Source organism: Aeromonas sp. QDB31 (assembly GCF_027707605.1).
In the GTDB taxonomy this organism is placed as follows: Bacteria; Pseudomonadota; Gammaproteobacteria; order Enterobacterales; family Aeromonadaceae; genus Aeromonas; species Aeromonas media.
Genome location: NZ_JAPCIX010000003.1, coordinates 206742 through 231817 on the forward strand (window position 1 = coordinate 206742; position 25076 = coordinate 231817).

Genomic DNA, 25076 nt, shown 5'->3' on the forward strand with positions numbered 1-25076 from the left:
CACGAGACCCTCACCATGTTCAAGACCCGAGTTCGCGCCCTGCTCCGCCCCCTGCTCACCACCGCCCTGCTGCTGACGACCCAGCTCCACGCCGCCGAGACGACCTGGCAACAGACCCTCGCCGAGGCGAAGGGCCAGCACGTCTACTTCAACGCCTGGGGCGGCAGCCCGGAGATCAACGCCTACCTGGTATGGGCGAGTCAGGAGATTGAGCGCCAATACGGGGTCACCCTGGTGCAGGTGAAGGTAGATGACATAGCCCAGAGCGTCAGCCAGCTGCTGGCCAGCAAGCAGGCGGGCAAGACGTCGGACGGCCCCATCGACCTGCTCTGGGTCAACGGCGAGAACTTCAAGGCGCTCAAGGAGCAGGGGCTGCTGGGGGCCCCTTTCACCCAGGATCTGCCGAACATGGCACTGGTGGACACCAAGCTGCCGGTGCACCAGGACTTCACCCTGCCGGTCGCCGGGCTAGAGGCCCCCTGGGGCATAGGCCAGCTCAACCTGATGGTCAATGGGGACGAGGTGGCCACCCCGCCCACCTCGGCGGCCGAGCTGCTCGCCTGGGCCAGGGCCAACCCTGGCCGCTTCACCTACCCCAAGCCGCCCCAGTTTCATGGCTCGAGCTTCCTCAAGCAGATCTTGCTGGAGCTGACCGCCGATCCTGCGCCCCTCTATCGGGAGGCGAGCAACGCCGACTTTGCCCGCCTCACGGCCCCGCTCTGGGGCTGGCTCGATCAGCTGCACCCCGTGCTCTGGCGCAAGGGCAAGCTGTTCCCCACCAGCGCCGCCGAGACCAAACAGTTGCTCGATGACGGCGAGCTGGCCATGGCCATCAGCTTCAACCCGGGCGAGGCCCAGAGTTCGGTGCAAAACGGCACCCTGCCCCCTGCGGTGAAGGCCGTTGCCATGGCCAAGGGGGCCCTGACCAACAGCCACTTCCTCGCCATCCCCTTCAACGCCAGCGCCCGGGCCGGTGCCAAGGTGGTGGCCAACTTCCTGCTGAGCCCCACCGCCCAGGCCCGCAAGGCGGATCCCGCGTTCTGGGGGGACCCCAGCGTGCTGCGCCAGGATGCCCTGCCGGGGAACCGTCAGCCGGCCCTGCGCTTCAAGGCGGTGGCCGAACCCCATCCCAGCTGGCAGACCCGGCTGGAAGCGGCCTGGGCCGAACGCTACGGCCACTAGACCATGAGCATCCGGCCCTGGCGCCTCCTCTTTCTCCTGCTGTGCGCCCTGTCGCTGGCCGCGCCTGTCGCCGGCGGTCTGCTGCTCCTGCTGCTTGAAGGCCTGGCCAAAGGCCATGTCAGCCTGCTGCTCGCCCAGCCTGGGTTCTGGCACTCGATGGGCCTGAGCCTCTGGGTGGCGGGGGCCTCCACCCTGGGGGCCCTGTTCTTCACCGCCCTGCTGCTCGCCCGGGGGGAGGGGCGCCCCTGGATGCGCTGGCTGCGCCGCCTGCTCTCCCCCTTGCTGGCCCTGCCCCACGTCGCCTTCGCCATCGGCGTGGCCTTCCTGCTCGCCCCCTCCGGCTGGTTGTTGCGCCTGATCTCCCCCGCCCTCACCGGCTTTGACTTGCCGCCCGACTGGCAGACCCTGAGAGATCCCTGGGGGCTCGGCCTCATCCTGGCGCTCATCTTGAAAGAGACCCCCTTTCTGCTGCTGATGGCGCTCTCGGCCCTCGACCCTGCCCGAGTCAGCCGCCAGCAGTGGCTTGGGCAAACCATGGGCTTCAGCGGGTCGCAGATCTGGTGGCGCCTGCTGCTGCCCGCGCTCTGGCCCGCCCTGCGCCTGCCCCTCTATGCGGTGGCGGCCTATGGCCTGGGGGTAGTGGATCTCGCCCTGCTGCTGGGGCCCGATGCGCCAGCTCCCCTGGCGGTGCGGCTCTGGCTCTGGTATCAGGACCCGGACCTCCAGTGGCGCGGGGCCAGCGCCAGCGGCGCCCTGCTGCTGCTGGCGCTCAACCTCTTGCTGCTCGCCGCCCTGCGGCTGCTGGAGTGGAGCCACGGGACGCTTGGCAAGGCCCGTTGGCTGGACGGCAGGCGCAGCCTCCCCTCGCCCTGGCCCGAGCGCCTCACCCGGGCAGGGGTCTGGGTCCTGCTCGCCATCAACCTGCTGGTGCTGGCCTCCCTGCTGCTCTGGTCCCTGGCCCGGCGCTGGTCCTTCCCCGCGCTCTGGCCCAGCGAATGGAGCGGCCACCACTGGCTGGAGTTGCTGCCCACCCTGGGGCCCCTGCTGTGGCAGAGCCTATGGCTGGCCCTGCTCTGCGCCGGCCTCTCGCTGCTGCTGGCGGTGCTCGCCCTGGAGGCGCAGCAGGGCCGCCGCCCCCACCACAGCCAGTGGCCGCTCTGGCTCATCTGCCTGCCGCTGCTGCTGCCCCAGGCCAGCCTGCTGTTCGGGTTGCGCCTGCAGATCGACTGGCTTGGCGGCGTCGACGGCATAGGACCGGGCTGGGTGCTCTGGAGCCAGCTGCTGTTTGTCTTCCCTTACGTCTATCTCTGCCTGCACGGCCCCTATCGCCAGTTCGACGATCGCCTCACCCGGGCGGCACTCTCCCTCGGAGCCAGCCCCTGGCGCGCCTGGTGGCAGGTGAAGGGGCCGCTGCTGGCGCGGCCGCTGCTGTTCTCCTTCGGGGTCGGGGCGGCGGTGAGCCTGGCCCAATACCTGCCCACCCTGCTGTTTGGCGCGGGCCGCGTGGTCACCATCACCACCGAGGCGGTGGCCATAGGCAGCGGCCTCAACCGGCGACTGGCTGGCCTCTATGGCCTGCTGCAACTGCTGTTGCCACTCTTCATCTACGGCCTGGTGCTCTGGCTGCCCCGCCGTATCAACCCCGCACTGAGGCATTGATCATGCTGCATACCACCGAGCTCACCCTCTACCTGGATGATCACCCCATGCTGACACTGCCCCCCCTGACGGTGGCCCCCGGCGAGGTGCTGACCCTGATGGGCCCGAGCGGCTGCGGCAAGAGCTCCCTGCTGGCGGCTCTGGCGGGGGTGCTGCCCCCTGGGCCTATCCGGCTGGCGGGGGAGATAGGGCTCGGCGAGCGGCTGCTCACCCCCCTGGCGCCCCAGGCGCGGCGCATCGGCATGCTGTTTCAGGACGATCTGCTGTTTGCCCATCTGACGGTGGCAGAGAACCTGATGTTCGGCATGCCGGCGCATCTCAGGGGGATGGGGGCGAGACGGGCCTGCGCCCTCGAGGCGCTGGCAGAGGTGGGGCTGGCAGGGCAGGCGGACAAGCTGCCGGGCCAGCTCTCCGGCGGTCAGAAGGCGCGCGTCAGCCTGCTGCGGGCCCTGCTGGCAGAGCCAGAGGCCCTGCTGCTGGACGAGCCCTTCTCCCGGCTGGACAAGCCGCTACGCGCGGCCTTCAGAACCCTGGTGTTCGAGCGGCTCAAGACACTCGGCATACCCGCCCTGCTGGTCACCCACGACGAGGAGGATGCCCCGGGGGCTATCCTGACACTCACCACTCCCTGCTTGACCAAAGAGGACTCCGACCTTGTTTGACCGCCACCTGATCCCCCTCATTCGCCGCCCTCTCCAGCTGCTGGCCGCCCCCCTGTGCCGGGCCGGGATCAGTGCCAACCAGATAAGCCTCATCGGCTTTGCCGTCGGCATGCTGGCGCTGCCGCTGCTGGCACTGGGCTGGCACGGCTGGGCCCTCGCCGCCATCCTGTTCAACCGGCTGCTGGACGGCCTGGATGGGGCCGTGGCGCGCCAGACCGGGATCACCGACTGCGGCGGCTTCCTCGACATCAGCCTCGACTTCATCTTCTATGCCGCCGTGGTGCTGGGCTTTGCCCTTGCAGCCCCCGCCAACGCCCTGCCCGCCGCCACCCTGCTGTTCGCCTTCATGGGCACGGGCTCGAGCTTTCTCGCCTTTGCCATCATGGCGGGCAAGCGCGGCATCGAGAATCCGGTCTACCACCACAAGTCCCTCTACTATCTGGGCGGCCTGACCGAGGGGAGCGAGACCATCGCCCTGTTCGTGCTGATGTGCCTCTGGCCCGCCGCCTTCGCCCCGCTCGCCTACGGCTTTGCCCTGCTCTGCGCCATCACCACCCTGACCCGGCTCTGGAGCGGCTACCACACCCTGCGTTGAGAGGAGAGGGGCCTGTCGGTGAATTCAGCGGCGGATGAATATGGGCCCCAGGCCCTGCACTGAGCACTTGCGCATGGACGCCAATGTTTTACCATGACGACACTCTTTTTCAGGCTCACGAGAACCATATGCGTCGCCTTCTCCTCACCCTCTCCCTGTTCCCTCTGCTGTATGGCTGCAGCAGCACACCGGCCCCCAAGCCCGTGGTCAAGCCGCAGCCCCAGAGCGCCTTCATCAATCAGACGCCGCCGAGCAAACCTTTCTATCAGCAGGGGGTCAGCAAGGGAGACTTCGCCAACCGCAGCAACGTGGATCAGTTCGTGCAACGCATGGTCGACAAGCACGGCTTCAACGGCGCCGAGCTGCATAGGGTGCTGGCCCAGGCCGAACGCTACGACTGGATCATCCGGCTGATGGACGCCCAGGCGCCCACCACCACGCCCCCCACAGGGCCGACCGGTGCCTGGAATCGCTACCGCGCCAAGTTCATCACCCCGGACAATGTGCAAAACGGCGTCAGCTTCTGGCGTGAGTACGAGAGCGAGCTCAATCGGGCGCAGCAGATCTACGGAGTGCCCCCCGAGATCATCGTCGGCATCATAGGGGTGGAGACCCGCTGGGGCCGGGTGATGGGCAAGACCCGCATCCTGGATGCCCTGGCGACCCTGGCGTTCGACTATCCGCGCCGGGCGACCTTCTTCACCGGCGAGCTGGAGGCCTTCCTGGTGATGACCCGGGATGAGGGCATGGATCCCACCGAACCCAAGGGCTCCTACGCCGGTGCCATGGGCTATGGCCAGTTCATGCCGTCGAGCTTCCGCAGCTATGCGGTGGACTTCAACGGCAATGGCCACACCAATCTGTGGGATCCGGTGGATGCCATCGGCAGCGTGGCCAACTACTTCAAGGCCCATGGCTGGGAGAAGGGGCAACCGGTGGCGGTACGCGGTCAGGGCCAGCTGCCCGGCTATGAGCACGGCTTCCAGACCCGCTACCCGGTCACCACCCTGCGCGGGGCAGGGCTGGCCCCCACATCGTCGCTCGGCAACCACAAGGAGGCGAGCCTGCTGCGCCTGGACGTGGGCACCGGTTATCAGTACTGGTATGGCCTGCCGAACTTCTACGCCATCACCCGCTACAACCACAGCACCCACTACGCCATGGCGGTGTGGCAGCTGGGTCTGGCGGTCAGGGATGCCAGAGGCGGCTACTGAGCCAGCCCCACCCTACGAAAACGGGCCCATCGGGCCCGTTTTGCTATTCGTTTTCCAGCAGCCAGCGCTTGAGCAGAGCAGCCAGTTGCCCCTGCTCCTCGTTCGTCAGCGGGGCCAGCAGGCGTCGTTCGTTCGCCACGTGGCGCTCCACCGCCTGATCGACCAGCTCCCGCCCCGGCTCCGTCAGGCAGACCAAGAGGCTTCGCCTGTCATCGGGGGAGGCTTCACGTCTTATCAGGCCACGCTGCTCCAGCTTGTCGAGCCTGGCCGTCATGGCCCCCGAGCTCAACATGGCGGACTGGTAGAGGGCGGTCGGGGTCAGCGGCTCACCGGCCCGGCGCAGGGTTGCCAGTATGTCGAAGTCCGAGCCCAGCAGGCCGCACCCCTTGAGCTCTTCACTCACCTCGCGCCCGGCGATGGCCGCCATGCGCGCCACCCGCCCCAGCACCCCCATGGGGGAGCAGTCGAGATCCGGTCGCTGCCGCGCCCACTGGGCCAGCAACAGGTCTACATGATCACTATCCATTCCGGCTCCATTATCTTTTCGAAAAGATACTTGATAATAAACTAACTCGCGGCTAATTTATCTTTACTTAAAGATACTTTATTGCGAGACAACCATGCCACTGCTGATTGCCCTGCTCGCCCCCCTGCTCTGGGGCAGTACCTATGCCGTCGTCAGCCTCTACCTGACCGACTACTCCCCCTACTGGGTGGCCGTGTGGCGGGCGCTGCCGGCCGGTATACTGCTGTTGCTGCTCCATCCCCGCCGGCCACCCCTCACCTGGAACCGGCAGTTTCTGCTGGCGTTTTGCAACATCACCGCCTTCTTTGCCCTGCTGTTAGTGGCGGCCTATCGCCTGCCGGGGGCGGTGGCGGGCACTCTGGGCGCCACCCTGCCGCTGATCCTGATGGGGCTCGCCTGGTGGCAGGATGGCAAGCGACCCAGCCTGAAGTGGCTGCTGCTGGGCCTGATGGGGCTCGCGGGTGTGCTCCTGCTGCTCAATCCCTCCGCCAACCTGGATCCCGTCGGGGTGGCGTGCGCCCTGCTGGCCACCCTGCTCATCGGCCAGTCCAGCCGCTGGATGCAACGCTGGCCGGTGAGCGATCTGCTGGCGCTGACCGCCTGGCAACTGCTGCTCGGGGGCCTGATGCTGATCCCGCTCGCCTGGTGGCTGGCGGGCCCCATGCCGCTGCCACAGCCGGCGAGTGCCCCCGGGCTCATCTGGCTGGTCCTGCTCAACACGGCGCTGGCCTACTGGGCCTGGCTGTGGGGGCTCAAGCGCCACGGTCCCGAGGTGATGGGCATGCTGGCCCTCACCAACCCCATGGTGGCTGTCTCCTTCGGCGTGCTGCTGGTGGGAGAGACCCTGGACGGCCGCCAGTGGCTCGGCATCGCGGTGATCCTGCTATCCCTGTTCCTGATGAAGCTGCCGACCCGGCCCCTCTTCAAGGGTGGGCAGGTTGCCAAGGCTTGCCCAGACCAGCCGGGAAATGGCTGATCGGGCACCAGATCCCCGCCAGGCACACAGCAAAAAGGAGCCGATATGGCTCCTTTTTATGCGCTTCAGTGACTGGCTTCAGGCTCAGACGCCGGCCTTGGCCAGGGCCGCGGAGACGATCTGCTGAGCCTCCTGCTGAATCAGGTCCAGGTGCGCCTCGCCCTTGAAGCTTTCCATGTAGATCTTGTAGATGGACTCGGTGCCCGAGGGGCGCGCCGCGAACCAGCCGTTCTCGGTCACCACTTTCAGGCCGCCGATGGCAGCATCGTTGCCGGGAGCCTTGGTCAGCTTGGCAAGGATGGGCTCGCCGGCCAGGGTCGAGGCTTCCACCAGCGCCGGATCCAGCTTGGAGAGCACCGCCTTCTGGGCGCTGTTGGCGGGAGCGTCGATGCGGCGGTAGCTGGAGCGACCGAACTTCGCTTCCAGGGCATCGTAGTGGGCCTGGGGATCCTTGCCGGTGACGGCCAGGATCTCGGCGGCCAGCAAGGCCAGGATGAAGCCATCCTTGTCGGTGGTCCAGACGCTGCCGTCCTTGCGCAGGAAGGAGGCGCCCGCGCTCTCCTCGCCGCCGAAGCCGAACTCGCCGCTGTAGAGGCCATCCACGAACCACTTGAAGCCGACCGGCACCTCTTTCAGGGTGCGGCCGATCTCGCCGGCGACCCGATCGATCATGGAAGAGGAGACCAGCGTCTTGCCGACCGCAGCCGTCTTGGGCCAGCCGGTTCTGTGGGTGAACAGATACTGGATGGCCACCGCCAGATAGTGGTTCGGGTTCATCAGACCCGCCTTGGTGACGATGCCGTGACGGTCGTAGTCAGGGTCGTTGCCAAGGGCGATGTCGAACTTGTCTTTCAGGGCAATCAGGCCCGCCATGGCGAAGGGGCTGGAGCAGTCCATCCGGATCTTGCCGTCCTTGTCCAGGGTCATGAAGGAGAAGGTCGGATCGACCTTGTAGTTCACCACCTCGATGTCGAGATCGTAGCGCTTGGCGATCACATCCCAGTAGGCCACGCCAGAGCCGCCGAGCGGATCCACCCCGATCTTGATGCCAGCCTGCTTGATGGCGGCCAGGTCCAGCACGTTCTCGAGATCGTCCACATAGGGGGTGACATAGTCGTGCTCGACCACGAACTCACTCGCCAGGGCCTCGGCGAACGGCATCCGCTTCACGCCGGCCAGACCGGCTTCCAGAATGGCGTTGGCGCGGTCTTCCACCCACTTGGTGATCTCCCCTTCGGCAGGACCGCCGTGAGGGGGGTTGTACTTGAAGCCACCGTCTTCCGGCGGGTTGTGGGACGGGGTGATCACCACACCGTCCGCCAGGGCCGCTGGCTTGCCGGCGTTGTGGCGCAGGATGGCGTGGGAGATGACCGGGGTCGGCGTGAAGCCCAGACCAGCCTGGATGCGAGTCTCGACGCCATTGGCCGCCAGCACTTCCACCGCGCTGGAGAACGCCGACTCAGAGAGGGCGTGGGTGTCCATGCCCACAAACAGCGGGCCCGTGATGCCGGCCTGCTGGCGATACTCCACCAGCGCCTGAGTCACCGCCAGGATATGGGATTCGGTGAAGGCGTTGTGCAGGGCGCTGCCGCGGTGGCCAGAGGTGCCGAAGGCCACCCGCTGCTCGGGGCGGCTCATGTCCGGCTTGTTGAGGTAGTAGGCGCTGACCAGACGGGGAATGTTGGTCAGATCGCTTATACGGGCCGGCTTGCCGGCGTGGGAATGCTGTGCCATGGCGTTTTCCTTGGTGAGACCTTGCCTGGCAAGGCCTTGAGTCTGTGATGCGTTAAACTGCGCCGCACACCCGAGCCGTCAGAGCCTCGTCATAACCCATGCTGGCCATCAGCTGGGCCACCATGTTCTGCTTGCGGCTGGTGTTGGTGTTGGTGATGACCCAGAACGGGGTATCCGGCACCTGCTTGGGCTTGGTGGTGCTGCCGCTGGCACGCAGTGCCTCGGGATCCCGGGAAAAATAGACGCGCTTGCGCCCCTTTATCTCGGTCGCCTGAGTGAAGCTATCCGGGTTGTCCCGGTACAGAGTGCTGAGCACCAGCATGAAGCGGTTGATGGACTTCTCTTCTTTTTGCAGCTCGTCGGAATCGAGCAGGGCTTCCAGTCCCATGGCATCGGCCAGGGGTTGAGGCTGGGCCACAGGTGCAACCGGCACTGTCGTCCCCGCCTTGACGGGTTGTTCCAGCAGACGGCGCAGGATATCGGAGGCACTCTCGCCGATGTGCCGGGTCTGGCTCGCGATAAAGAAGTAGAGATCGTCATCAAGCTCGATGGTTTTCATAGGGATGCGCTGGACTCGTCGAAATTCGGATGCGGCGATTATACATAGGCAAACCCGGCAGCCCAAGGGAGGGGCTGGCAGATGTGCATGAATCTCCTTGAGAATACGGCATAATACGGGGCCAGGTGTGTGATCCCCCGCACTGATAGCCGATCCCGGGTCGTTTTTTTGGAAAAAAAACCACAAAATAATCCCCCCTGAGGAATGAAATCCTTTTCTTTCAGTGTGTTAAAAATATGGCGAAACAGCCCACGACCGATAAGGTGTCATTTTGCAACAAAACTCATTATTGAATTTCAAGGATCAAGGACAAGGCCCGGTCGTCGTGCTGATCCACGGCCTGTTCGGCAGCCTGGACAACCTGGGCCTGCTGGCCCGTCCCCTCAGCGAGCAGTACAGGGTCATCAGCGTCGATCTGCGCAACCACGGTGCCTCCTTTCACAGCGGCGAGATGAGCTATCCACAGCAGGGGGCGGATGTGATCGCCCTGCTGGATCAGCTCGGGCTTGAGCAGGTGGCCCTCGTAGGTCACTCCATGGGGGGCAAGGTAGCCATGCAGGTCGCCAAGCAGGCCCCTGCTCGGGTCGACCGGCTGGTGGTGGCCGACATCGCCCCGGTGGCCTATCCCCATGCCCGCCACCAGAATGTGTTCGCCGGACTCAACGCCACGCTCGAGCGCCTTCCTCAAAGCCGCAGCGAGGCGGAAGCCATCCTGGCTGAACATATCGAAATCCCCGGGGTGCGCCAGTTCCTGCTCAAGTCCTTCGCCAAAACCGAGGCGGGCTGGGGCTGGCGTTTCAATGTGCCGGCCCTTGAGCACAACTACGCCAACATCATGGGCTGGCCCGACGACCAGACCCGCTTCGAGGGGCAGACCCTGTTCATCAAGGGGGGGGATTCCGACTATATGCAGCCCCAATACACCGAGACTGTGATGGCACAATTCCCGGCAGCAAAGGCCCGCATCATCGCCGGAACTGGTCACTGGCTGCACGCCGAAAAGCCGGCGTTGTTCAACAAACTGGTTGTGGATTTCCTGTCGACAGGCGGTTAACAGTTTCAAATCCTTTGTGATATAGTGCGCCCTTCATAAGGAGTGCGCGCAATCCATGCTGAGTGAACACATCGATCTGATCGAGAGTCTGGGCCTGAAGCTGTTCTTCGTGGCCATCTTCCTGCTGATTGGTCTGGCCATTCACGACGTTCTCAAACGCGGCAACGTGCCCCGTTTCGGTCGTCTCATCGTCTGGCTGGTTCTGTTTCTGGGTTGCGCGGGTTTTGTCGCCAAGGGGCTGATCGAAATGGGCTGGGAAGGCTCAGGGATCGGCTAACTACTTTTCATCTGTGATGTATGGCCAAACAGCAAACTGATCGAACAACACTGGATCTGTTCGCAACTGAGAAGCGCCCCGGCAGGCCAAAGACCAATCCACTCCCCCGTGAGACCCAACTCAAGATCAACAAGCGCAACCAGCTCAAGCGCGATCGGGAGAACGGCCTGAAACGGGTCGAGTTAAAGGTGGAGGCCGAATTGCTGGAGCGCCTGAACCAACTTGCGCTACAACAGAACGTCAGCCGAGCCGAGCTGATCCAATCTATCCTGAAGCAACAGATTGAGTCTGCGCATGCAGCAGGCATCGCAATCTGAACCGTTAAGCATTAACCAGATACGGGTAACTAAACACTATGGCTAGTGTAGGTCTGTTTTTCGGCAGCGATACCGGTAATACCGAAGCTGTCGCCAAGATGATCCAGAAAGAACTGGGCAAACAACTGATTGAAGTCCGTGACATTGCCAAGAGCAGCAAGGCCGACATCGACAGCTTCGATCTGCTGATGTTCGGTATCCCGACTTGGTACTACGGCGAAGCCCAGGCCGATTGGGATGACTTCTTCCCCGAGCTCGAAGAGATCGACTTCAACAACAAGCTTGTTGCCATCTTCGGCTGCGGCGATCAGGAAGACTATTCCGAATATTTCCTCGACGCCATGGGCACCCTGCGTGACATCGTCGAAGCCAAAGGTGCCATCATCATCGGCCACTGGCCAACCGCGAGCTACGAGTTCGAGGCCTCCAAGGCACTGGTAGATGACAAGCACTTCGTCGGTCTGGGCATCGATGAAGATCGCCAGCCGGAGCTGACTGCCGAGCGCGTCAAGGGCTGGTGCAAGCAGTTGCACGAAGAGATGTGTCTGAGCGAGCTGGAGTAATCTCCCTCCTCTGACAACAAGGGCCCCTCTGGGGCCCTTGTTGTTTTTACTCCTTCATGGTCGATGCAGCCTGACCCGGCGTCCTGTGCTCCGGCTTGGGTTTCACATACAGGGTGCGCCTGACCTGGGCCACCAGCTCGCCCCGCTTGTCCTGCACCTGCACCTCGAACTCGGGGAAATGCTTGTTGCCCCCCTCGGTCGCCGCCACGATCGATGCCAGCTTGGCGTCGGTCAGGTTGAACTCCGCCACCAGCATCCCCTTGCCAGGCTTGATGAAATTGATGCTGCCCGCCTTGTCCCAGACGTAATAACGGTTCTTGAAATGGCCCATCAGCATCAGCGGATAGATGGGATCCGTCATGGCGAACATGCTGCCGCCGAACTGGGTCCGGTTGGCATTCTTGTTCCACCAGCGGGACTTCAAGGTGACCCGACAGAAGCGAAAATCAGGGCTCAATGTTTCTATCTTGATGCCAGCACCCCAGAACGGAGGCCAGGCGTTGAGGGCATGGCGCACCCAGGCCGCGTTGTCAAAAAGCCAATCCATGGATCTCATCCGACCAGACTATAGAGAAGTGACATAGTATCAACATTCCCTCGCCGAGCAAGCCTGAACCGGGCTGGCCAGATTAATCTTCCAGAGGGGGGAAATGTGCTAAACCCCTTGAATTACTGGGTTTATTTTTGACTTGGCTACGACCTATAATGACAGGCCAAGCGAGTTCGTGGTTGCCATTCCAGCGGCAGTCAATCAAAATAACCACACCTTCGAGAATGCGAATAAATAGAATATGGCAGACAACAACCAAGCGTTAAAAAAGGCCGGGCTCAAGATCACCTTGCCCCGCGTCAAGATCCTGGAAATCCTGCAACAGCCGGACTGCCAGCACACCAGTGCGGAAGATCTGTACAAACGGCTGATCGATCAGGGTGAGGAGATTGGTCTCGCTACCGTCTATCGCGTTCTCAACCAGTTTGATGATGCCGGTATCGTCACCCGTCACCACTTCGAAGGGGGCAAGTCGGTGTTCGAGCTGGCGACCCAGGAGCATCACGACCACCTGGTCTGCCTCGACTGTGGCAAGGTGATCGAGTTCTCTGACGAGGTGATCGAGCAGCGTCAGCGCGACATCGCCAAACACCACAATATCCGCCTGACCAACCACAGCCTCTATCTCTATGGTCACTGCGTGAACGGTGACTGCAAACACGACGAATAACGCCGTCGGCTGCGAGCAGCCATGAAAAAGCCAGCATCACGCTGGCTTTTTTTTGTCCGCAATCCGGACCAGAGTGGCAGGGTCTCCCCTGCCCTCTGCCTGTCAGACGGCAGCCATCAGGCCTCGGCCTTGCCCCAGACATCGCGCAGAGCCACGGTGCGGTTGAACACCAGGTGCTCCGGGCTTGAGAGCTTGTTGTCGGCGCAAAAATACCCTTCACGCTCGAACTGGTAGGCAAACTCAGGCTTGGCGTCCTTGAGGGACGCCTCGACCCGGGCACCGGCGATGATCACCAGGGAATCCGGGTTGAGCGCCGCCTCGAAGTCGTCCTCGGCACCGGGGTTCGGCATCTTGAACAGACGGTCGTAGAGACGGATCTCGGCCGGCAGGGAGTGAGTAGCGCTGACCCAGTGGATCACGCCCTTCACCTTGCGGCCATCAGCCGGATCCTTGCCCAGGGTTTCGGGATCGTAGGAGCAGTAGATACAGGTGACCTTGCCGTCCGCATCCTTCTCGACCCGCTCGGCCTTGATGACGTAGGCGTTGCGCAGGCGTACTTCCTTGCCCAGCACCAGCCGCTTGAACTGCTTGTTCGCTTCTTCCTTGAAGTCCGCCTCGTCGATGAAGATCTCGCGGGTGAAGTTCAGCTCGCGGGTACCCATCTCGGCATTGCTCGGGTGCGCCGGTGCGGTCAGCACCTCATCGGCGGCCAGGTTCTCGATGACCACTTTCACCGGATGAAGCACCGCCATGGCACGGGGGGCGTTCTCGTTGAGATCGTCACGGATGCAGGCTTCCAGCATGCTCATCTCGACGATGTTGTCCTGCTTGGTCACGCCGATGCGCTGGCAGAACTCGCGGATGGAGGCCGGGGTGTAACCACGGCGACGCAGCCCGGAGACGGTCAGCATGCGCGGATCGTCCCAACCGCTGACGTGCCCCTCGGTCACCAGCAGGTTCAGCTTGCGCTTGGACATGACGGTGTACTCGAGGTTCAGACGAGAGAACTCGTACTGACGCGGGTGACAGTCGATGCTGATGTTGTCCAGCACCCAGTCATAGAGGCGACGGTTGTCCTGGAACTCCAGGGTGCACAGGGAGTGGGTGATCCCCTCCAGGGCGTCCGAGATGCAGTGGGTGAAGTCATACATCGGGTAGATGCACCACTTGTCACCGGTCTGGTGGTGGTGGGCAAACTTGATGCGATAGATGACGGGATCGCGCATCACCATGAAGGGGGATGCCATGTCGATCTTGGCGCGCAGGCAGGCGCTGCCTTCGGCCATCTCGCCGCTCTTCATCTTGGCAAACAGCGCCAGGTTCTCTTCCACGCTGCGATCGCGGAACGGGCTGTTCTTGCCAGGGGCGGTCAGGGTGCCGCGGTATTCGCGCATCTGCTCGGGGGAAAGCTCGTCCACATAGGCCAGACCCTTCTCGATGAGCTCGATGGCATAGCCGTGCAGCTTGTCGAAATAGTCGGAGGAGTAGCAGATCTCGCCGCTCCACTGGAAGCCGAGCCACTGTACGTCCTGCTTGATGGACTCCACGAACTCGATGTCTTCCTTCGCAGGGTTGGTGTCATCGAAGCGCAGATTGCACTGGCCCTGATAGTCACGGGCGATGCCGAAGTTCAGGCAGATGGACTTGGCGTGGCCGATATGGAGATAACCGTTCGGCTCCGGCGGAAAACGGGTATGCACGCTCTTGTGCTTACCGCTGGCCAGATCTTCATCGATGATCTGACGGATAAAGTTGGTTGGGCTGCTCGCCTCGCTCATGGCTCACCTCAAAAATGCGTCACTGGCGGAAGTTGTGCCGGTTGGCACCCTCATCACCCCGCCGTCAAGCCGGATATGATCCCTCATTACGCGCCCTGCCTCAACCTGAATTTGGCTAATCCGGGCCATTGGCGTGCTAAAAACGGGAAACAGCGGGAGCCCCTCTGAACCCTGGCTAAAAAAAGCCCCGCACGAGGCGGGGTCACAAGTGATGAAAAACAGACAATACACACACAACAAAGGTTCACACGCACAGTCAACCTTTCCCAAAGCCGATGACCTATCGGTCTTGGGAAAGGCGGGTCTTGCGACCCACCTTGCGTTATGGATTGAGGACTATCAGTTCAGCTCGGTGACGCGGCTGGTGCGCTTGCCATCGAAGCTGGTGGTACGCAGCCAGACCTTGCCTGTCACGCTCGGCTTGGCGGCGGCGTCATAGGCGGTCCAGTTGGTGCCGTCCAGGCTGTACTGGATGGGCAGACCCGGCAGATCCACGTTCGCTTCCAGCTTGCCGTTCACCACCTTGGCGCCAGGCACCGAGAGGCGGTATTCAACACCGGCCTGGTCGAGTTTGGGCAGCACGCGCTGACCCAGCAGGTTGGCGAACTGGTTCCACTCCTTGTTCAGGGTGGCCTTGTTGACGTGCTTGGTGGTACCGGAGAACTCACGACCCTTCACGTAATCCAGCTCGAAGCCACCCTTGTGCCAGGCGCGCTCGGCCACGGAGAAGATGCGCGGGTAGACCATGTACTCGTACTGGGCATCGGTGCGCACTGTCTCGCTCCACTGCTGACCGGAGATCCCCTTGAACTTGACCGGATCCTGGTCACCCTTGGCCACGAAGGCGTTGCCGTCGCGGTCAACCGAGGTCTCGGCGTTCTGCGGCAGGTTTTCCGGGGCGAAGGCGAACACCTTGCGGGTGTCGTTGAAGCGGGTTGCCCAGTAGTAGCCACGCTCGGCCGGGTGTACCTCGTTCGGGAAGTCGAAGTAGAGGTAGTCCGGGTTCGAGAGCACAACATCATAGCCCTTGTGCGCCCACTTCATCGCCTCGTTGAAGCCACCCCAGTAGAGGGTTTCCCAGAAGTTGACCCGGGTCTTCTCGGTGGCGAACACGCTGGCGTCCGTAGCGTACTTCAGACCATCTTCCCACGCCTGCAGGGTGGAGAAGCCGTGGCCCTTGACCATCTCGCTCACTTCCTTGGCGAAGTGGACAGGCAGCTCGGCCACATCCTTGATCTTGCCATCGTCGATCATCTTCTGGCACAGGGGGGACTTGCCGAACGGCTTGTCCTGCTTGCTGGAGTCGACGTTGCCCTTCCAGGCCACCAGATCGGCTTTCTGGGTAACGGCCGGATCCTGATAGCCACCGCCCTGCATGATGTTCTTCGCCTCGTCACCACCGTAGTGCCAAGCGGTCAGGGGCTGGCCGGCTGCCTGGTGCATCTGAGCCACTTCATCCATCACCTTGGCCACGAAGGTGGCGGCACCCGGCTGGCAGGGGTTGATGAAGGACATCTTGTCGTAGAACTGCACCGAGGTGACGTTGGAGGTGTCATCCGGGTCAGTCAGACGGAACTGGTTCGCTTCCGCTTCCTTCCCTTCCGCCAGCAGACGTTTGTAGCGCGCCTCCATGGAGACCACGGCGGCACGGGCGTGAGCCGGCATGTTGATCTCGGGGATCACGGTCACGCCGCGAGCCTTGGCGTAGCGCACCAGGTCGATGTAGTCGGACTTGCTGTAGAAGCCGGAGCCCATGTTGTCGCTGGTGGGGCCTGAGCCGAGCTGCGGCATCAGGCACTGGGTCTCGGAGAGATCGTGACAACGCTGGCTGCCGACGTCGGTCAGCTCCGGCAGGCCTGGGATCTCGATGCGCCAGCCTTCATCGTTGGTCAGGCCAAGGTGCAGCACGTTGAGCTTCATGGCAGACATCTGGTCAACCAGCTTCTTCATGGTCTCAGAGCTTCTGAAGTGGCGGGCCACGTCGGTCTGCATGCCGCGGTATTCAAAGCGCGGCGCATCCTCGACGCTCATCTGGCTCACCAGCTTGTCGTTGACCCCCAAGAGGGAGATCAGGGACTGGGCGCCCCAGAAGGCCCCGTCGATGTCATGACCCTGCACCACAGTGCCTTTGGCGCCTATGGTCATGTCATAGCCTTCGGCCTGCTTGAGCTTGCTGCCGAGCTTGATGGTGACCGGGTAGCCGGTGTCGGAGAGGGTAACACCCAGCTTGGTCAGTTGAGCCTTGATGGCCTCGGCGCGATCGCTTGGCAGGTCCAGGGCATTGAGCTTGATGGTGGAGAAGTCGACCTGGGGACCGGCCTTGACCACCTGTTTCATCGGGGTCGGCAGTATCTGGTCGTCAATCTTGCCGGCAGGCAGCAGGGTGCTGGTCTGGTTGGCGGCAAAACGGGTCTCGCTGTTCATCAGGATGTTGTTGTCATCCTTGGTGCGCTTCCAGCCGTCGGCCGGCATCGGCTTCTCGTAGGTGGTGGCATCGTCGATGTTGCTCATGCTGGCCAGCACTTTCGGCTCGGCCCCTTCACTGGCGACATACCAGTTCGGCATGATGTCAGATTCGAACAATACCCAGTACTCCACCACCAGGGGCACTTCGACCGTGGCGTCCTTGGCAAAGCCCTGGAACTTCTCGGTTGGCGTCAAACGATAGAGGTCGCCGGTCAGGTGGGTGATGGTGAACTGGTCGTTGTCCACCCGCTGGATGCGGCGGATGGAGGAGACATAGATGCTCCAGTCCTTGGAGGTGACGTCGGCACCGGTATTGGTCAGGTGCAGCTTGGCAACACCACAGCTCGCCCACTCGGAACCCAGGGCCTGGCAGTCGAGGCCGGCGCCAGCGCCGTCATTGGTGACGACTTCGTACTTGACGACCAGATTGCTGGCGAGGGAATCGACCACGGCTTGCTTGGCGGCATCGGCTGCCTGGACCTGGCTGACGAAAACGGTAGACATGGCAATGGCTAACAGAGAATGTTTCAAGTTCATAACTGCTGCTCTCATTTGAAGTAAAGGTTGGATTTTCTTGGCTTTTTTTATATGGGGCCCCGGGAACGGGGCCCTTAGTTATGTCAACAATGGACTTAGACTTGAGGTGAGCGAGTCGCTCGATTAACGCAGGGCTTTCATCTCACCGGCGATGATTTCGGCCAAGGGGCCCAGAATCACCTGCAGGTTCTGCTCACCGAGCTTGACCACACCGGCCGCGCCCAGGGCTTTGAGCTTGCGCTCATCGACTATGCTGCGATCTTTCAGGGTCAGACGCAGACGGGTGATGCAGGCATCTATGGTCACCAGGTTGTCCTGGCCACCCAGCACTTCCAGATACTGGCGAGCCAGCTCGGTGCGGTCGGTGGTCTGGGCCTGTACCGGCACGGCTTCGTCATCTTCACGACCCGGGGTTTTCAGGTTGAACTTGACGATAACGGCACGGAAGATGGCGTAGTAGAGACCGAAGAACACCAGGCCTTGTACCAGCAGCATGTACCACTGGGTCGCCAGCGGGTTGCGCGATTGGATGAACATATCGACGAAACCGGCGCTGAAGCCGAAGCCAGAAATCCAGTGCATGCTGGCGGCGATGAACACGGACAGACCGGTCAGCAGGGCGTGGATGACATAGAGCACCGGCGCCACGAACATGAAGGAGAACTCGAGCGGCTCGGTCACCCCGGTGAAGAAGGCGGCAAAGGCGGCTGCGATCATGATGGAGGCAACTTTCTCTTTGTGCTCTTTCTTCGCGCTGTGGTAGATGGCCAGTGCCGCACCCGGCAGACCGAACATCATGATGGGGAAGAAGCCAGCCTGGTACATGCCGGTCACGCCCACGACAGCCTTGCCGGCGTCGATGGAGGATTGGCCACCCAGGAAGTTCGGGATGTCGTTGATGCCGGCCACATCGAACCAGAACACCGAGTTCAGGGCGTGGTGCAGACCGACCGGGATCAGCAGACGGTTGAAGAAGGCGTAGATGCCGGCACCGGTGGAGCCCATGCTGACGATGGATTCACCGAAGGAGACCAGGCCACCATAGATAATCGGCCAGACGGCCATCAGGATGAAGGAGACCACTATCATGACAACGGAGGTCACGATCGGCACCAGACGACGGCCGGAGAAGAAGGCCAGCGCCTTGTGCAGCTCGACGCCACTGAAGCGGTTGTACAGCTCAGCTGCGATGACACCGGTCAAGATACCGATGAACTGGTTCTCGATTTTACCGAAGGCAGCAGGGACCTGGTCCAGCGGGATCTGCTGGATCTGCGAGACCGCACCCGGGCTCAGTAGGGTGGTCACTACCAGATAGCCGACCAGACCGGCCAGCGCGGCAGAACCGTCTTTATCCTTGGACATGCCATAGGCGACACCCACGGCAAACAGGATGGCCATCTTGTCGATGATGGCGGCACCCGCCTTGATCAAGAAAGCCGCCAGCGCGCTTTCGCCACCCCAACCGTTAGGGTCAATCCAGTAGCCAATCCCCATCAGGATCGCTGCGGCAGGCAATACCGCTACCGGCACCATCAGGGCACGGCCGATCTTTTGCAAATAACCGAGAATGTTCACGGTTCCTCTCCTTAGTTGATGTTTTTCTAGAAATTAAGTGCTTATCACGTTCGACGCATAAGCCATCAAGGCTTGATTGGCAGTCTATTTGTTTTATTTCGCTTCGCAAATTAATAAACCAGCTTTCGTGATCATTATCACTCAACAGAGATAAAGGTAGCGGATAGATGTGGCTTAGTTCGCAATCTTTATTTACGCTATAAAACAACTTGAATCCGTGTTTGGTCCCTTGCCGTCAATCCTGTGCGGCAACCGTTCTGAGGTATATAGAATGCGCCTGATCCCGTTGAAGTCTGCCAGCCAGGTGGGTCTCTGGTCTGCCCGTTACATCGTTGACCGCATCAATGCGTTCAAACCGACCAGCGATCGCCCCTTCGTACTGGGCCTGCCCACCGGCGGCACGCCGCTGACGACCTACAAGCGCCTGATCGAGTTGCACCAGGCCGGTGAGGTGAGCTTCGAGCACGTGGTGACCTTCAACATGGACGAGTACGTGGGCCTGCCGAAGGAGCACCCGGAGAGCTACCACAGCTTCATGCACAATAACTTCTTCAACCTGGTTGACATTCGCCCGGAAAACATCAACATCCTCAACGGCAATGCCGAGGATCTGGTGGCCGAGTGCAAGCGCTATGAGGACAAGATCAAGTCCTATGGCCGGATCAACCTGTTCATGGGCGGCGTCGGCAACGACGGCCACATCGCCTTCAACGAGCCGGCCTCCTCCCTGGCCTCCCGTACCCGGGTCAAGACCCTGACCGAGGATACCCGCATCGCCAACTCCCGCTTCTTCGGTGGCGACATGGAGCAGGTGCCCAAGCTGGCGCTGACCGTGGGCGTGGGCACCCTGATGGATGCCGAAGAGATCATGATCCTGGTGACAGGCCACGCCAAGGCCCTGGCCCTGCAGGCCGCGGTGGAAGGCTGCGTCAACCACATGTGGACCATCTCCACCCTGCAACTGCATCCCAAGGGCATGATGGTGTGCGACGAGCCCTCCACCATGGAGCTGAAAGTCAAGACGGTCCGTTACTTCCAGCAGCTGGAAGCCGCCAACATCGACCGCCTGTAAGGAGCCGTCATGTACGCACTGACTAATTGCACCCTCTATACCGGCAGCTGCGTGCTGACCGGCCACGGCGTACTGATCGAAGGCGACAAGATTGTCGCCATCTCCCACCTGGCCGAACTGCCAGCGGGCATTGAGCAGATTGATCTCAAGGGCGCCAACCTCAGCGCCGGCTTCATCGACGTCCAGCTCAACGGCTGCGGTGGCGTCATGTTCAACGGTCACATCACCACAGAGACCCTGGCCACCATGCAGGCGGCCAATCTCAAGTCCGGTACCACCAGCTTCCTGCCGACCCTGATCACCAGTCCGGATGCCGACATGAAGCTGGCGGTGGCGGTGACCCGCGACTACATGGCCGCCCGTCCGAATGAGGTGCTGGGGGTCCATCTGGAAGGGCCCTACACCAACCTCAAGCGCAAGGGCATACACCCGGCCGAGCAGATCCGTCAGCCCGTCGACGAGATGATCGATTTCTTCTGCGCCAACAGCGACGCCATCGCCAAGATCACCCTGGCGCCGGAGCGCAACAAGCCGGAGCACATCCGTCGACTGGTGGAGGCCGGCATCCTGGTCTCAGCCGGTCACACCGCTGCCAGCTATGACCAGGCCATGGCCGGGTTTGACAACGGCATGCGCTTTGCCACCCACCTCTACAACGCCATGACCCCGACCCTGAACGGTCGCGAGCCTGGCGTGGTGGGCGCCATCTACGATCGCAAGGATGTCTATGCGGGCATCATCGTCGACGGTCACCATGTGCACTGGGCCAACGTGCGCCTGGCACACAGGATCCTCGGCGAGAAACTGGTGCTGGTCACCGATGCCACCGCCGCGGCGGGTGCACCGGAAGGCTTTGAGCAGTTTGATTTTTGTGGCGCAACCGTCTATTTCCGCGATGGTCAGTGCGTCGATGAGAATGGTACACTCGGCGGCTCTGCCCTCACCATGATTGAAGGGGTGGAGAATCTGGTCAAACAGGTCGGATTACCGCTCGATGAAGCACTGAGAATGGCCACCCTTTATCCCGCTCGCGCCATTGGATGGGACTCACGTCTCGGTAGTATCCAGGTCGGAAAAATTGCCAACCTCACCGTCTTTGATCAGGCCTTCACGGTCTGCGGGACCGTGGTTAACGGACACTACACAACACAGTGACACTATGACTGGCGGACAAATAGCAAACGTAGATCTTATCAAGCAGGTGAACAGTGCCGTCGTCTATCGACTCATTGACCTGCAGGGGCCCATCTCGCGGGTCAAAATTGCCGAGTTGAGTCAGCTGGCCCCGGCCAGCGTGACCAAGATAACCCGGCAACTGATCGAGCATGGGCTGATCAGGGAGACGTCGCCCCAGGCGTCAACCGGCGGACGACGCGCCATCTCCCTGACCACCATCAAGCATCGCTTTCAGTTTGTCTCCGCCAAGCTTGGCCGCGGCTATCTGCAGCTCTCCCTGTATGATCTCGACGGCAAGGAGCTCGATCAGCACATCACCCAGGTGACAGAGATAGAGCAGCAGCCCGTGGTCGACATGCTGCTGCGGGAGATTGGCGCCTTCATCGACGCCAATACCGAGCGCAGCCGCAACCTCATCAGTGTCGCGCTCACCATGCCGGGTCTGGTCAACCCGGAATCCGGCATGGTCATCTATACCCCCACCTACCAGATCCGCAACCTGGGGCTCGCCAAGCTGCTTGAGCACCATTTCAACCTCCCCTGCTACGTGGGCAACGACACCCGTTCCCTGGCGCTGGCCGAACACTTCTTCGGCGAGTCCCGCGACTGCATGGACTCCATCCTGGTGAGCGTCCACCAGGGCACCGGCTCCGGCATCATCACCAAGGGGCAGGTATTCCTCGGTCATAACCGCAACGTCGGCGAGATAGGCCACATCCAGGTCGAGCCCCTCGGCAAGCGCTGCCACTGCGGCAACTTCGGCTGCCTCGAGACCATCGCCTCCAACGAGGCCATCGTCGACAAGGTGAAGGAGCTCATCAGCCGCGGCCACCTGAGCTCGCTGCAGGAGAAGCACATCACCATCCAGGAGGTGTGCAAGGCCGCCGTGGCCGGTGACGAACTGGCCCGCAGCGTGATCGAGAACGTGGGAGAACACCTGGGCCGGGCCATCGCCATCACGGTCAACCTGTTCAACCCTCAGAAGGTGCTGATCGCCGGCGAAATCACCGCCGCCGAGGAGATACTGATCCCGGCCATCCGTCGCTGCGTCGAGCACCAGTCCCTGCCGAGCTTCCACCGTGGCCTGCCCATAGTGAAGGCGCGCTTCCAGAACCAGCCCACCATAGGCGGCTTCGCCCTGGTGAAGCGCTCCCTGCTGGAAGGGGATCTGCTGCAGATCATCATGGAGCAGAAGTAAAGGCCCAAGCCTTGGGAAACAAAAACGGCAGCCAGTGGCTGCCGTTCTTTATGGTCTTTTTCGCCGGTTTACCCCGCCCTACAGGGCTTGAACAGGTCAAGCTTGCCGTCGTAGACCTGGGTCTGCACGTCCATGATGCCGAGCATCGAGTGGAACAGGTTGTCGTGGGAGAAGCGCTTGCTGTCCGCCTCCTGGCGCAGGCAATCCTGATTGAGCCCGCGATCCCGCTGCAACTGGGGAGAGAACCAGGTCAGCAGGGGCACCCGGGTCTGATCGTCCGGGGCGAACTTGTAGGGGGTGCCGTGCAGGTAGAGCCCCAGCGCCCCCAGGGATTCCCCGTGATCCGACAGGTAGACCAGCCCCACGTTGTACTGGCTCTCCAGGGTCTTGAGCTTGGCGATAAGCTGGGACAGCACCTTGTCGGTATAGCGGATGGTGTTGTCATAGGTGTTGACCAGCTCCTCGTTGCTGCAGTTCTCGATGTCGCTGCGCGGGCAGTCCGGCAGGAAGACGCGATCCTCGGCCGGGTAGCGGCGATAGTAGGTCGGGCCATGGCTGCCCATCAGGTGGAAGGCCACCAGCTTGCTGCCCTGCTTGCCCTTCATCCCGGCGATCTGCCGATCCAGCCCCTGCAGCAAGACCTCGTCATAGCAGGAGTCCCCTTCACAGTATTGGGGGAAGGCCTTGGGCTCGATCTCCAGGGTGGGCACGTTATTGCACACCCCCTTGCAGCCGCCGTCGTTCTCCTTCCACAGCACTGAGACACCGGCGTGTTGCAGCACGTCCAGCAGGCCGTCCCTGGACTTGGCCAGGGTCTCGTCATATTCCCGGCGCGTGAGGTTGGAGAACATGCAGGGCACCGAGACAGCGGTGGCGGTGCCACAGGAGCGCACGTCCCTGAAGGAGACGAGATCCGGCTCCTTCATGGTGAAGCCGTTGGTCTGCTTCTGATAGCCGTTGAGGGAGTAGTTCTGGCTGCGGGCCGTCTCCCCCACCACCAGGAACATCAGGGTCGGCTTGCCGCCCTTGTCCACCACCCTGGCATCTGTGCCTATCGGCTGATAAGGGACAGGGGTGGCGAAGAGAATATCCCGGGCGTAGCGATAGAGACCGCGCACGTAGTTGGAGGGGACTATCTCTTTTACGATGGTATGGTTGTTGCGCCCGACCGAGGCGTAATCCTGGTAATAGAGGGTGGCGACGCCGACCAGGAACAGCAGGGAGAGGGCGATCCCCGCCAGACGCTGGGCCAGCCCCTTGTACCAGGGGGTTGGGTATTCGATCTTCAGCCACAAGAGGCCAAGCACCGGCAGCACGGCGGTCAGCAGGAACCAGAGCACCACTGAACCATTGAGGTAGGAAGTGGCCTCCCCGCTGTTGGTTTCGAGTATGTTCTGCACCATGCCCACATCGAAGATGATGCCGTATTTGAGCATGGCGTAGCTGACCAGGGAGGCGGTGACGATCAGGAAGGTGAAGAAGGGCTTGAGCAGATAGCGGAAGGTGAAGGGCAGAAACACCGCATTGAGCGCGGCCAGCAGCACCAAGGGGATAGAGAGGGCAAAGCCCGCCTTGACGTGCTCCAGCTGGGTGAGAATGCGGTAAAAGTGCAGGAAGATGGGCCAGTTGAACACCAGTGCAAACAGCAGCACCAGCAACAGATTGACCTTCATCACTCCCAGAGTGAGGCGCATAAGAAGACTCCGACAAACCAGTGATCTGGAGACCCTGCATGGGGACTCCGTTGTGGGCATCCCTGCCACCCGTCTCTCTTCCCGAGCAGACAAGGTGGTGATGGGCACAGCGGCCCGGATGCAATGAGAGAGTAAGAAGGCAAACTTAAGCGGGAATTAAGGAAGGCACAGCGAAGGAAATGGCGTCTGAGAAGAGTCAGGGAGATAAAAAAAACGGCAGCCTGAGGCTGCCGTCTGGTGTCCATCCCCAGTCAGGGGCTGTGCGATCAGATCAGAGCAGCGCGGCCACTTCGTCGGAGATGGAGCCGTTGTGGTAGACCTCTTGCACGTCATCCAGGTCTTCCAGCATGTCGATGAGACGCATCAGCTTGGGTGCGGTGTCGGCGTCCAGCTCGGCTTCGGTGGAAGCTATCATGGTCACTTCGGCGCTCTGAGGCTTGAAGCCGGCGGCTTCCAGGCCGTCCAGCACTGTGCCGAAATCGTTCGGGGTGGTGTAGACCTCGATGGAGCCATCCTCTTCGGTGACCACGTCATCGGCGCCCGCTTCCAGGGCCGCGTCCATCAGGGCATCCTCGTCCACGCCCACGAAGGTCAGCAGACCCTTTTTGCTGAACAGGTAGGCCACTGAGCCGTCGGTGCCCAGATTGCCACCGCACTTGCTGAAGGCGTGACGCACTTCGGCCACGGTGCGATTGCGGTTGTCGGTCAGGCACTCCACCATGACGGCGGAGCCCGCCGGGCCGTAACCTTCGTAGACTATGGTCTCGAGCTGCTCGCCATCACCACCACCGGCGCCACGCTGGATGGCACGGTTGATGGTGTCACGGGTCATGTTGCCGGTCAGGGCAGCTGCGACCGCCGCGCGCAGGCGCGGGTTGTTGGCGGGATCCGCGTCACCGAGGCGAGCCGAGGTGGTAATTTCGCGGATCAGCTTGGTGAAGATCTTGCCACGCTTGGCGTCTTGTGCCGCCTTGCGGTGTTTGATGTTGGCCCATTTGCTGTGACCTGCCATAAAAACTCTCCGTTATAATGTGAAATC

At 62.0% G+C, this 25076-nt stretch carries 23 protein-coding genes; 14 read left to right on the top strand and 9 right to left on the bottom strand.

Annotation, left to right across the window (positions count from 1 at the left end; genetic code table 11):
* Window positions 1–15: 15 nt before the first annotated feature.
* The 5 genes from PG898_RS04640 (at window position 16) to mltB (ending at window position 5312) form a co-directional block, all read left to right on the top strand.
* On the top strand, window positions 16–1182 hold the full coding sequence (locus tag PG898_RS04640) for an ABC transporter substrate-binding protein (protein WP_270824365.1): 1167 nt from the start codon (window positions 16–18) through the stop codon (window positions 1180–1182).
* 3 nt (window positions 1183–1185) lie between these two features.
* On the top strand, window positions 1186–2841 hold the full coding sequence (locus PG898_RS04645; protein ID WP_270824364.1) for an ABC transporter permease: 1656 nt from the start codon (window positions 1186–1188) through the stop codon (window positions 2839–2841).
* 2 nt (window positions 2842–2843) lie between these two features.
* Entirely contained in the window at window positions 2844–3503 is a 660-nt protein-coding gene (locus PG898_RS04650) for an ATP-binding cassette domain-containing protein (protein ID WP_270824363.1), read from the top strand.
* The gene (locus PG898_RS04655) at window positions 3496–4098 is read left to right on the top strand and encodes a CDP-alcohol phosphatidyltransferase family protein (RefSeq protein WP_270824362.1); all 603 of its coding nucleotides are present in this window, start codon (window positions 3496–3498) and stop codon (window positions 4096–4098) included. Before PG898_RS04650 ends, PG898_RS04655 begins: the two co-directional genes overlap by 8 nt.
* Window positions 4099–4226: 128 nt before the next feature.
* Window positions 4227–5312 carry a lytic murein transglycosylase B gene (gene mltB / locus PG898_RS04660; RefSeq protein ID WP_270824361.1) on the top strand — a complete coding sequence of 362 codons (1086 nt, stop codon included), beginning with the start codon at window positions 4227–4229 and terminating at the stop codon, window positions 5310–5312.
* A 43-nt stretch (window positions 5313–5355) separates the two neighbouring features.
* Here the strand turns inward: mltB and PG898_RS04665 are convergent, their stop codons facing one another.
* On the bottom strand, window positions 5356–5838 hold the full coding sequence (locus PG898_RS04665; protein WP_005325629.1) for a MarR family winged helix-turn-helix transcriptional regulator: 483 nt from the start codon (window positions 5836–5838) through the stop codon (window positions 5356–5358).
* 94 nt (window positions 5839–5932) lie between these two features.
* Between PG898_RS04665 and PG898_RS04670 the strand changes: the two genes are divergently transcribed.
* Entirely contained in the window at window positions 5933–6814 is an 882-nt protein-coding gene (locus tag PG898_RS04670; RefSeq protein ID WP_270824360.1) for a DMT family transporter, read from the top strand.
* Between the two features lie 84 nt (window positions 6815–6898).
* Here the strand turns inward: PG898_RS04670 and pgm are convergent, their stop codons facing one another.
* Window positions 6899–8548 (bottom strand): phosphoglucomutase (alpha-D-glucose-1,6-bisphosphate-dependent), encoded by a 1650-nt coding sequence (pgm, locus tag PG898_RS04675; RefSeq protein WP_270824359.1) that lies wholly within the window; start codon window positions 8546–8548, stop codon window positions 6899–6901.
* Between the two features lie 52 nt (window positions 8549–8600).
* On the bottom strand, window positions 8601–9107 hold the full coding sequence (gene seqA / locus PG898_RS04680; RefSeq protein WP_171269186.1) for a replication initiation negative regulator SeqA: 507 nt from the start codon (window positions 9105–9107) through the stop codon (window positions 8601–8603).
* A 289-nt stretch (window positions 9108–9396) separates the two neighbouring features.
* On the opposite strand from seqA, the gene PG898_RS04685 reads away from it, so the two are divergent.
* Genes PG898_RS04685 through fldA form a run of 4 tightly spaced genes read left to right on the top strand, consistent with a single transcriptional unit; the run spans window position 9397 to window position 11318 of the window.
* A complete protein-coding gene (locus PG898_RS04685) occupies window positions 9397–10161 on the top strand; it encodes an alpha/beta fold hydrolase (RefSeq protein WP_171269494.1) in 765 nt (254 codons plus the stop codon).
* Between the two features lie 55 nt (window positions 10162–10216).
* The gene (locus tag PG898_RS04690) at window positions 10217–10438 is read left to right on the top strand and encodes a DUF2788 domain-containing protein (RefSeq protein WP_005325663.1); all 222 of its coding nucleotides are present in this window, start codon (window positions 10217–10219) and stop codon (window positions 10436–10438) included.
* 20 nt (window positions 10439–10458) lie between these two features.
* Entirely contained in the window at window positions 10459–10755 is a 297-nt protein-coding gene (gene ybfE / locus PG898_RS04695; protein WP_005325670.1) for a LexA regulated protein, read from the top strand.
* Between the two features lie 38 nt (window positions 10756–10793).
* Window positions 10794–11318: a flavodoxin FldA gene (gene fldA, locus PG898_RS04700; protein WP_005325673.1), complete on the top strand. Its 525-nt coding sequence runs from the start codon at window positions 10794–10796 to the stop codon at window positions 11316–11318.
* Between the two features lie 46 nt (window positions 11319–11364).
* On the opposite strand, the gene PG898_RS04705 is transcribed toward fldA, so the two are convergent.
* The gene (locus PG898_RS04705; protein ID WP_005325675.1) at window positions 11365–11865 is read right to left on the bottom strand and encodes a DUF4442 domain-containing protein; all 501 of its coding nucleotides are present in this window, start codon (window positions 11863–11865) and stop codon (window positions 11365–11367) included.
* A gap of 244 nt (window positions 11866–12109) precedes the next feature.
* On the opposite strand from PG898_RS04705, the gene fur reads away from it, so the two are divergent.
* The gene (gene fur, locus PG898_RS04710) at window positions 12110–12538 is read left to right on the top strand and encodes a ferric iron uptake transcriptional regulator (protein ID WP_005325677.1); all 429 of its coding nucleotides are present in this window, start codon (window positions 12110–12112) and stop codon (window positions 12536–12538) included.
* 116 nt (window positions 12539–12654) lie between these two features.
* Here fur and glnS read toward each other — a convergent pair whose 3' ends face one another.
* The 3 genes from glnS to nagE form a co-directional block, all read right to left on the bottom strand.
* On the bottom strand, window positions 12655–14316 hold the full coding sequence (glnS, locus tag PG898_RS04715; protein ID WP_005325679.1) for a glutamine--tRNA ligase: 1662 nt from the start codon (window positions 14314–14316) through the stop codon (window positions 12655–12657).
* Window positions 14317–14655: 339 nt separating this feature from the next.
* The gene (locus tag PG898_RS04720; RefSeq protein ID WP_171269187.1) at window positions 14656–17319 is read right to left on the bottom strand and encodes a beta-N-acetylhexosaminidase; all 2664 of its coding nucleotides are present in this window, start codon (window positions 17317–17319) and stop codon (window positions 14656–14658) included.
* 123 nt (window positions 17320–17442) lie between these two features.
* Entirely contained in the window at window positions 17443–18897 is a 1455-nt protein-coding gene (nagE, locus tag PG898_RS04725) for an N-acetylglucosamine-specific PTS transporter subunit IIBC (protein ID WP_171269188.1), read from the bottom strand.
* A 271-nt stretch (window positions 18898–19168) separates the two neighbouring features.
* Here nagE and nagB point away from each other — a divergent pair, with 271 nt between their 5' ends.
* Genes nagB through nagC form a run of 3 tightly spaced genes read left to right on the top strand, consistent with a single transcriptional unit; the run spans window position 19169 to window position 22343 of the window.
* Window positions 19169–19969, top strand: a complete 801-nt coding sequence (gene nagB, locus PG898_RS04730; RefSeq protein ID WP_171269189.1) for a glucosamine-6-phosphate deaminase — start codon at window positions 19169–19171, stop codon at window positions 19967–19969.
* 9 nt (window positions 19970–19978) lie between these two features.
* Window positions 19979–21124, top strand: coding sequence for an N-acetylglucosamine-6-phosphate deacetylase (gene nagA, locus PG898_RS04735; protein ID WP_171269190.1), 1146 nt, complete (start codon window positions 19979–19981; stop codon window positions 21122–21124).
* Between the two features lie 4 nt (window positions 21125–21128).
* The gene (gene nagC, locus PG898_RS04740; RefSeq protein ID WP_025326348.1) at window positions 21129–22343 is read left to right on the top strand and encodes a DNA-binding transcriptional regulator NagC; all 1215 of its coding nucleotides are present in this window, start codon (window positions 21129–21131) and stop codon (window positions 22341–22343) included.
* A 68-nt stretch (window positions 22344–22411) separates the two neighbouring features.
* Here nagC and PG898_RS04745 read toward each other — a convergent pair whose 3' ends face one another.
* Entirely contained in the window at window positions 22412–24037 is a 1626-nt protein-coding gene (locus tag PG898_RS04745; protein WP_171269191.1) for a phosphoethanolamine transferase, read from the bottom strand.
* A gap of 271 nt (window positions 24038–24308) precedes the next feature.
* Entirely contained in the window at window positions 24309–25049 is a 741-nt protein-coding gene (locus PG898_RS04750; protein WP_005325689.1) for a YebC/PmpR family DNA-binding transcriptional regulator, read from the bottom strand.
* Window positions 25050–25076: the final 27 nt, after the last annotated feature.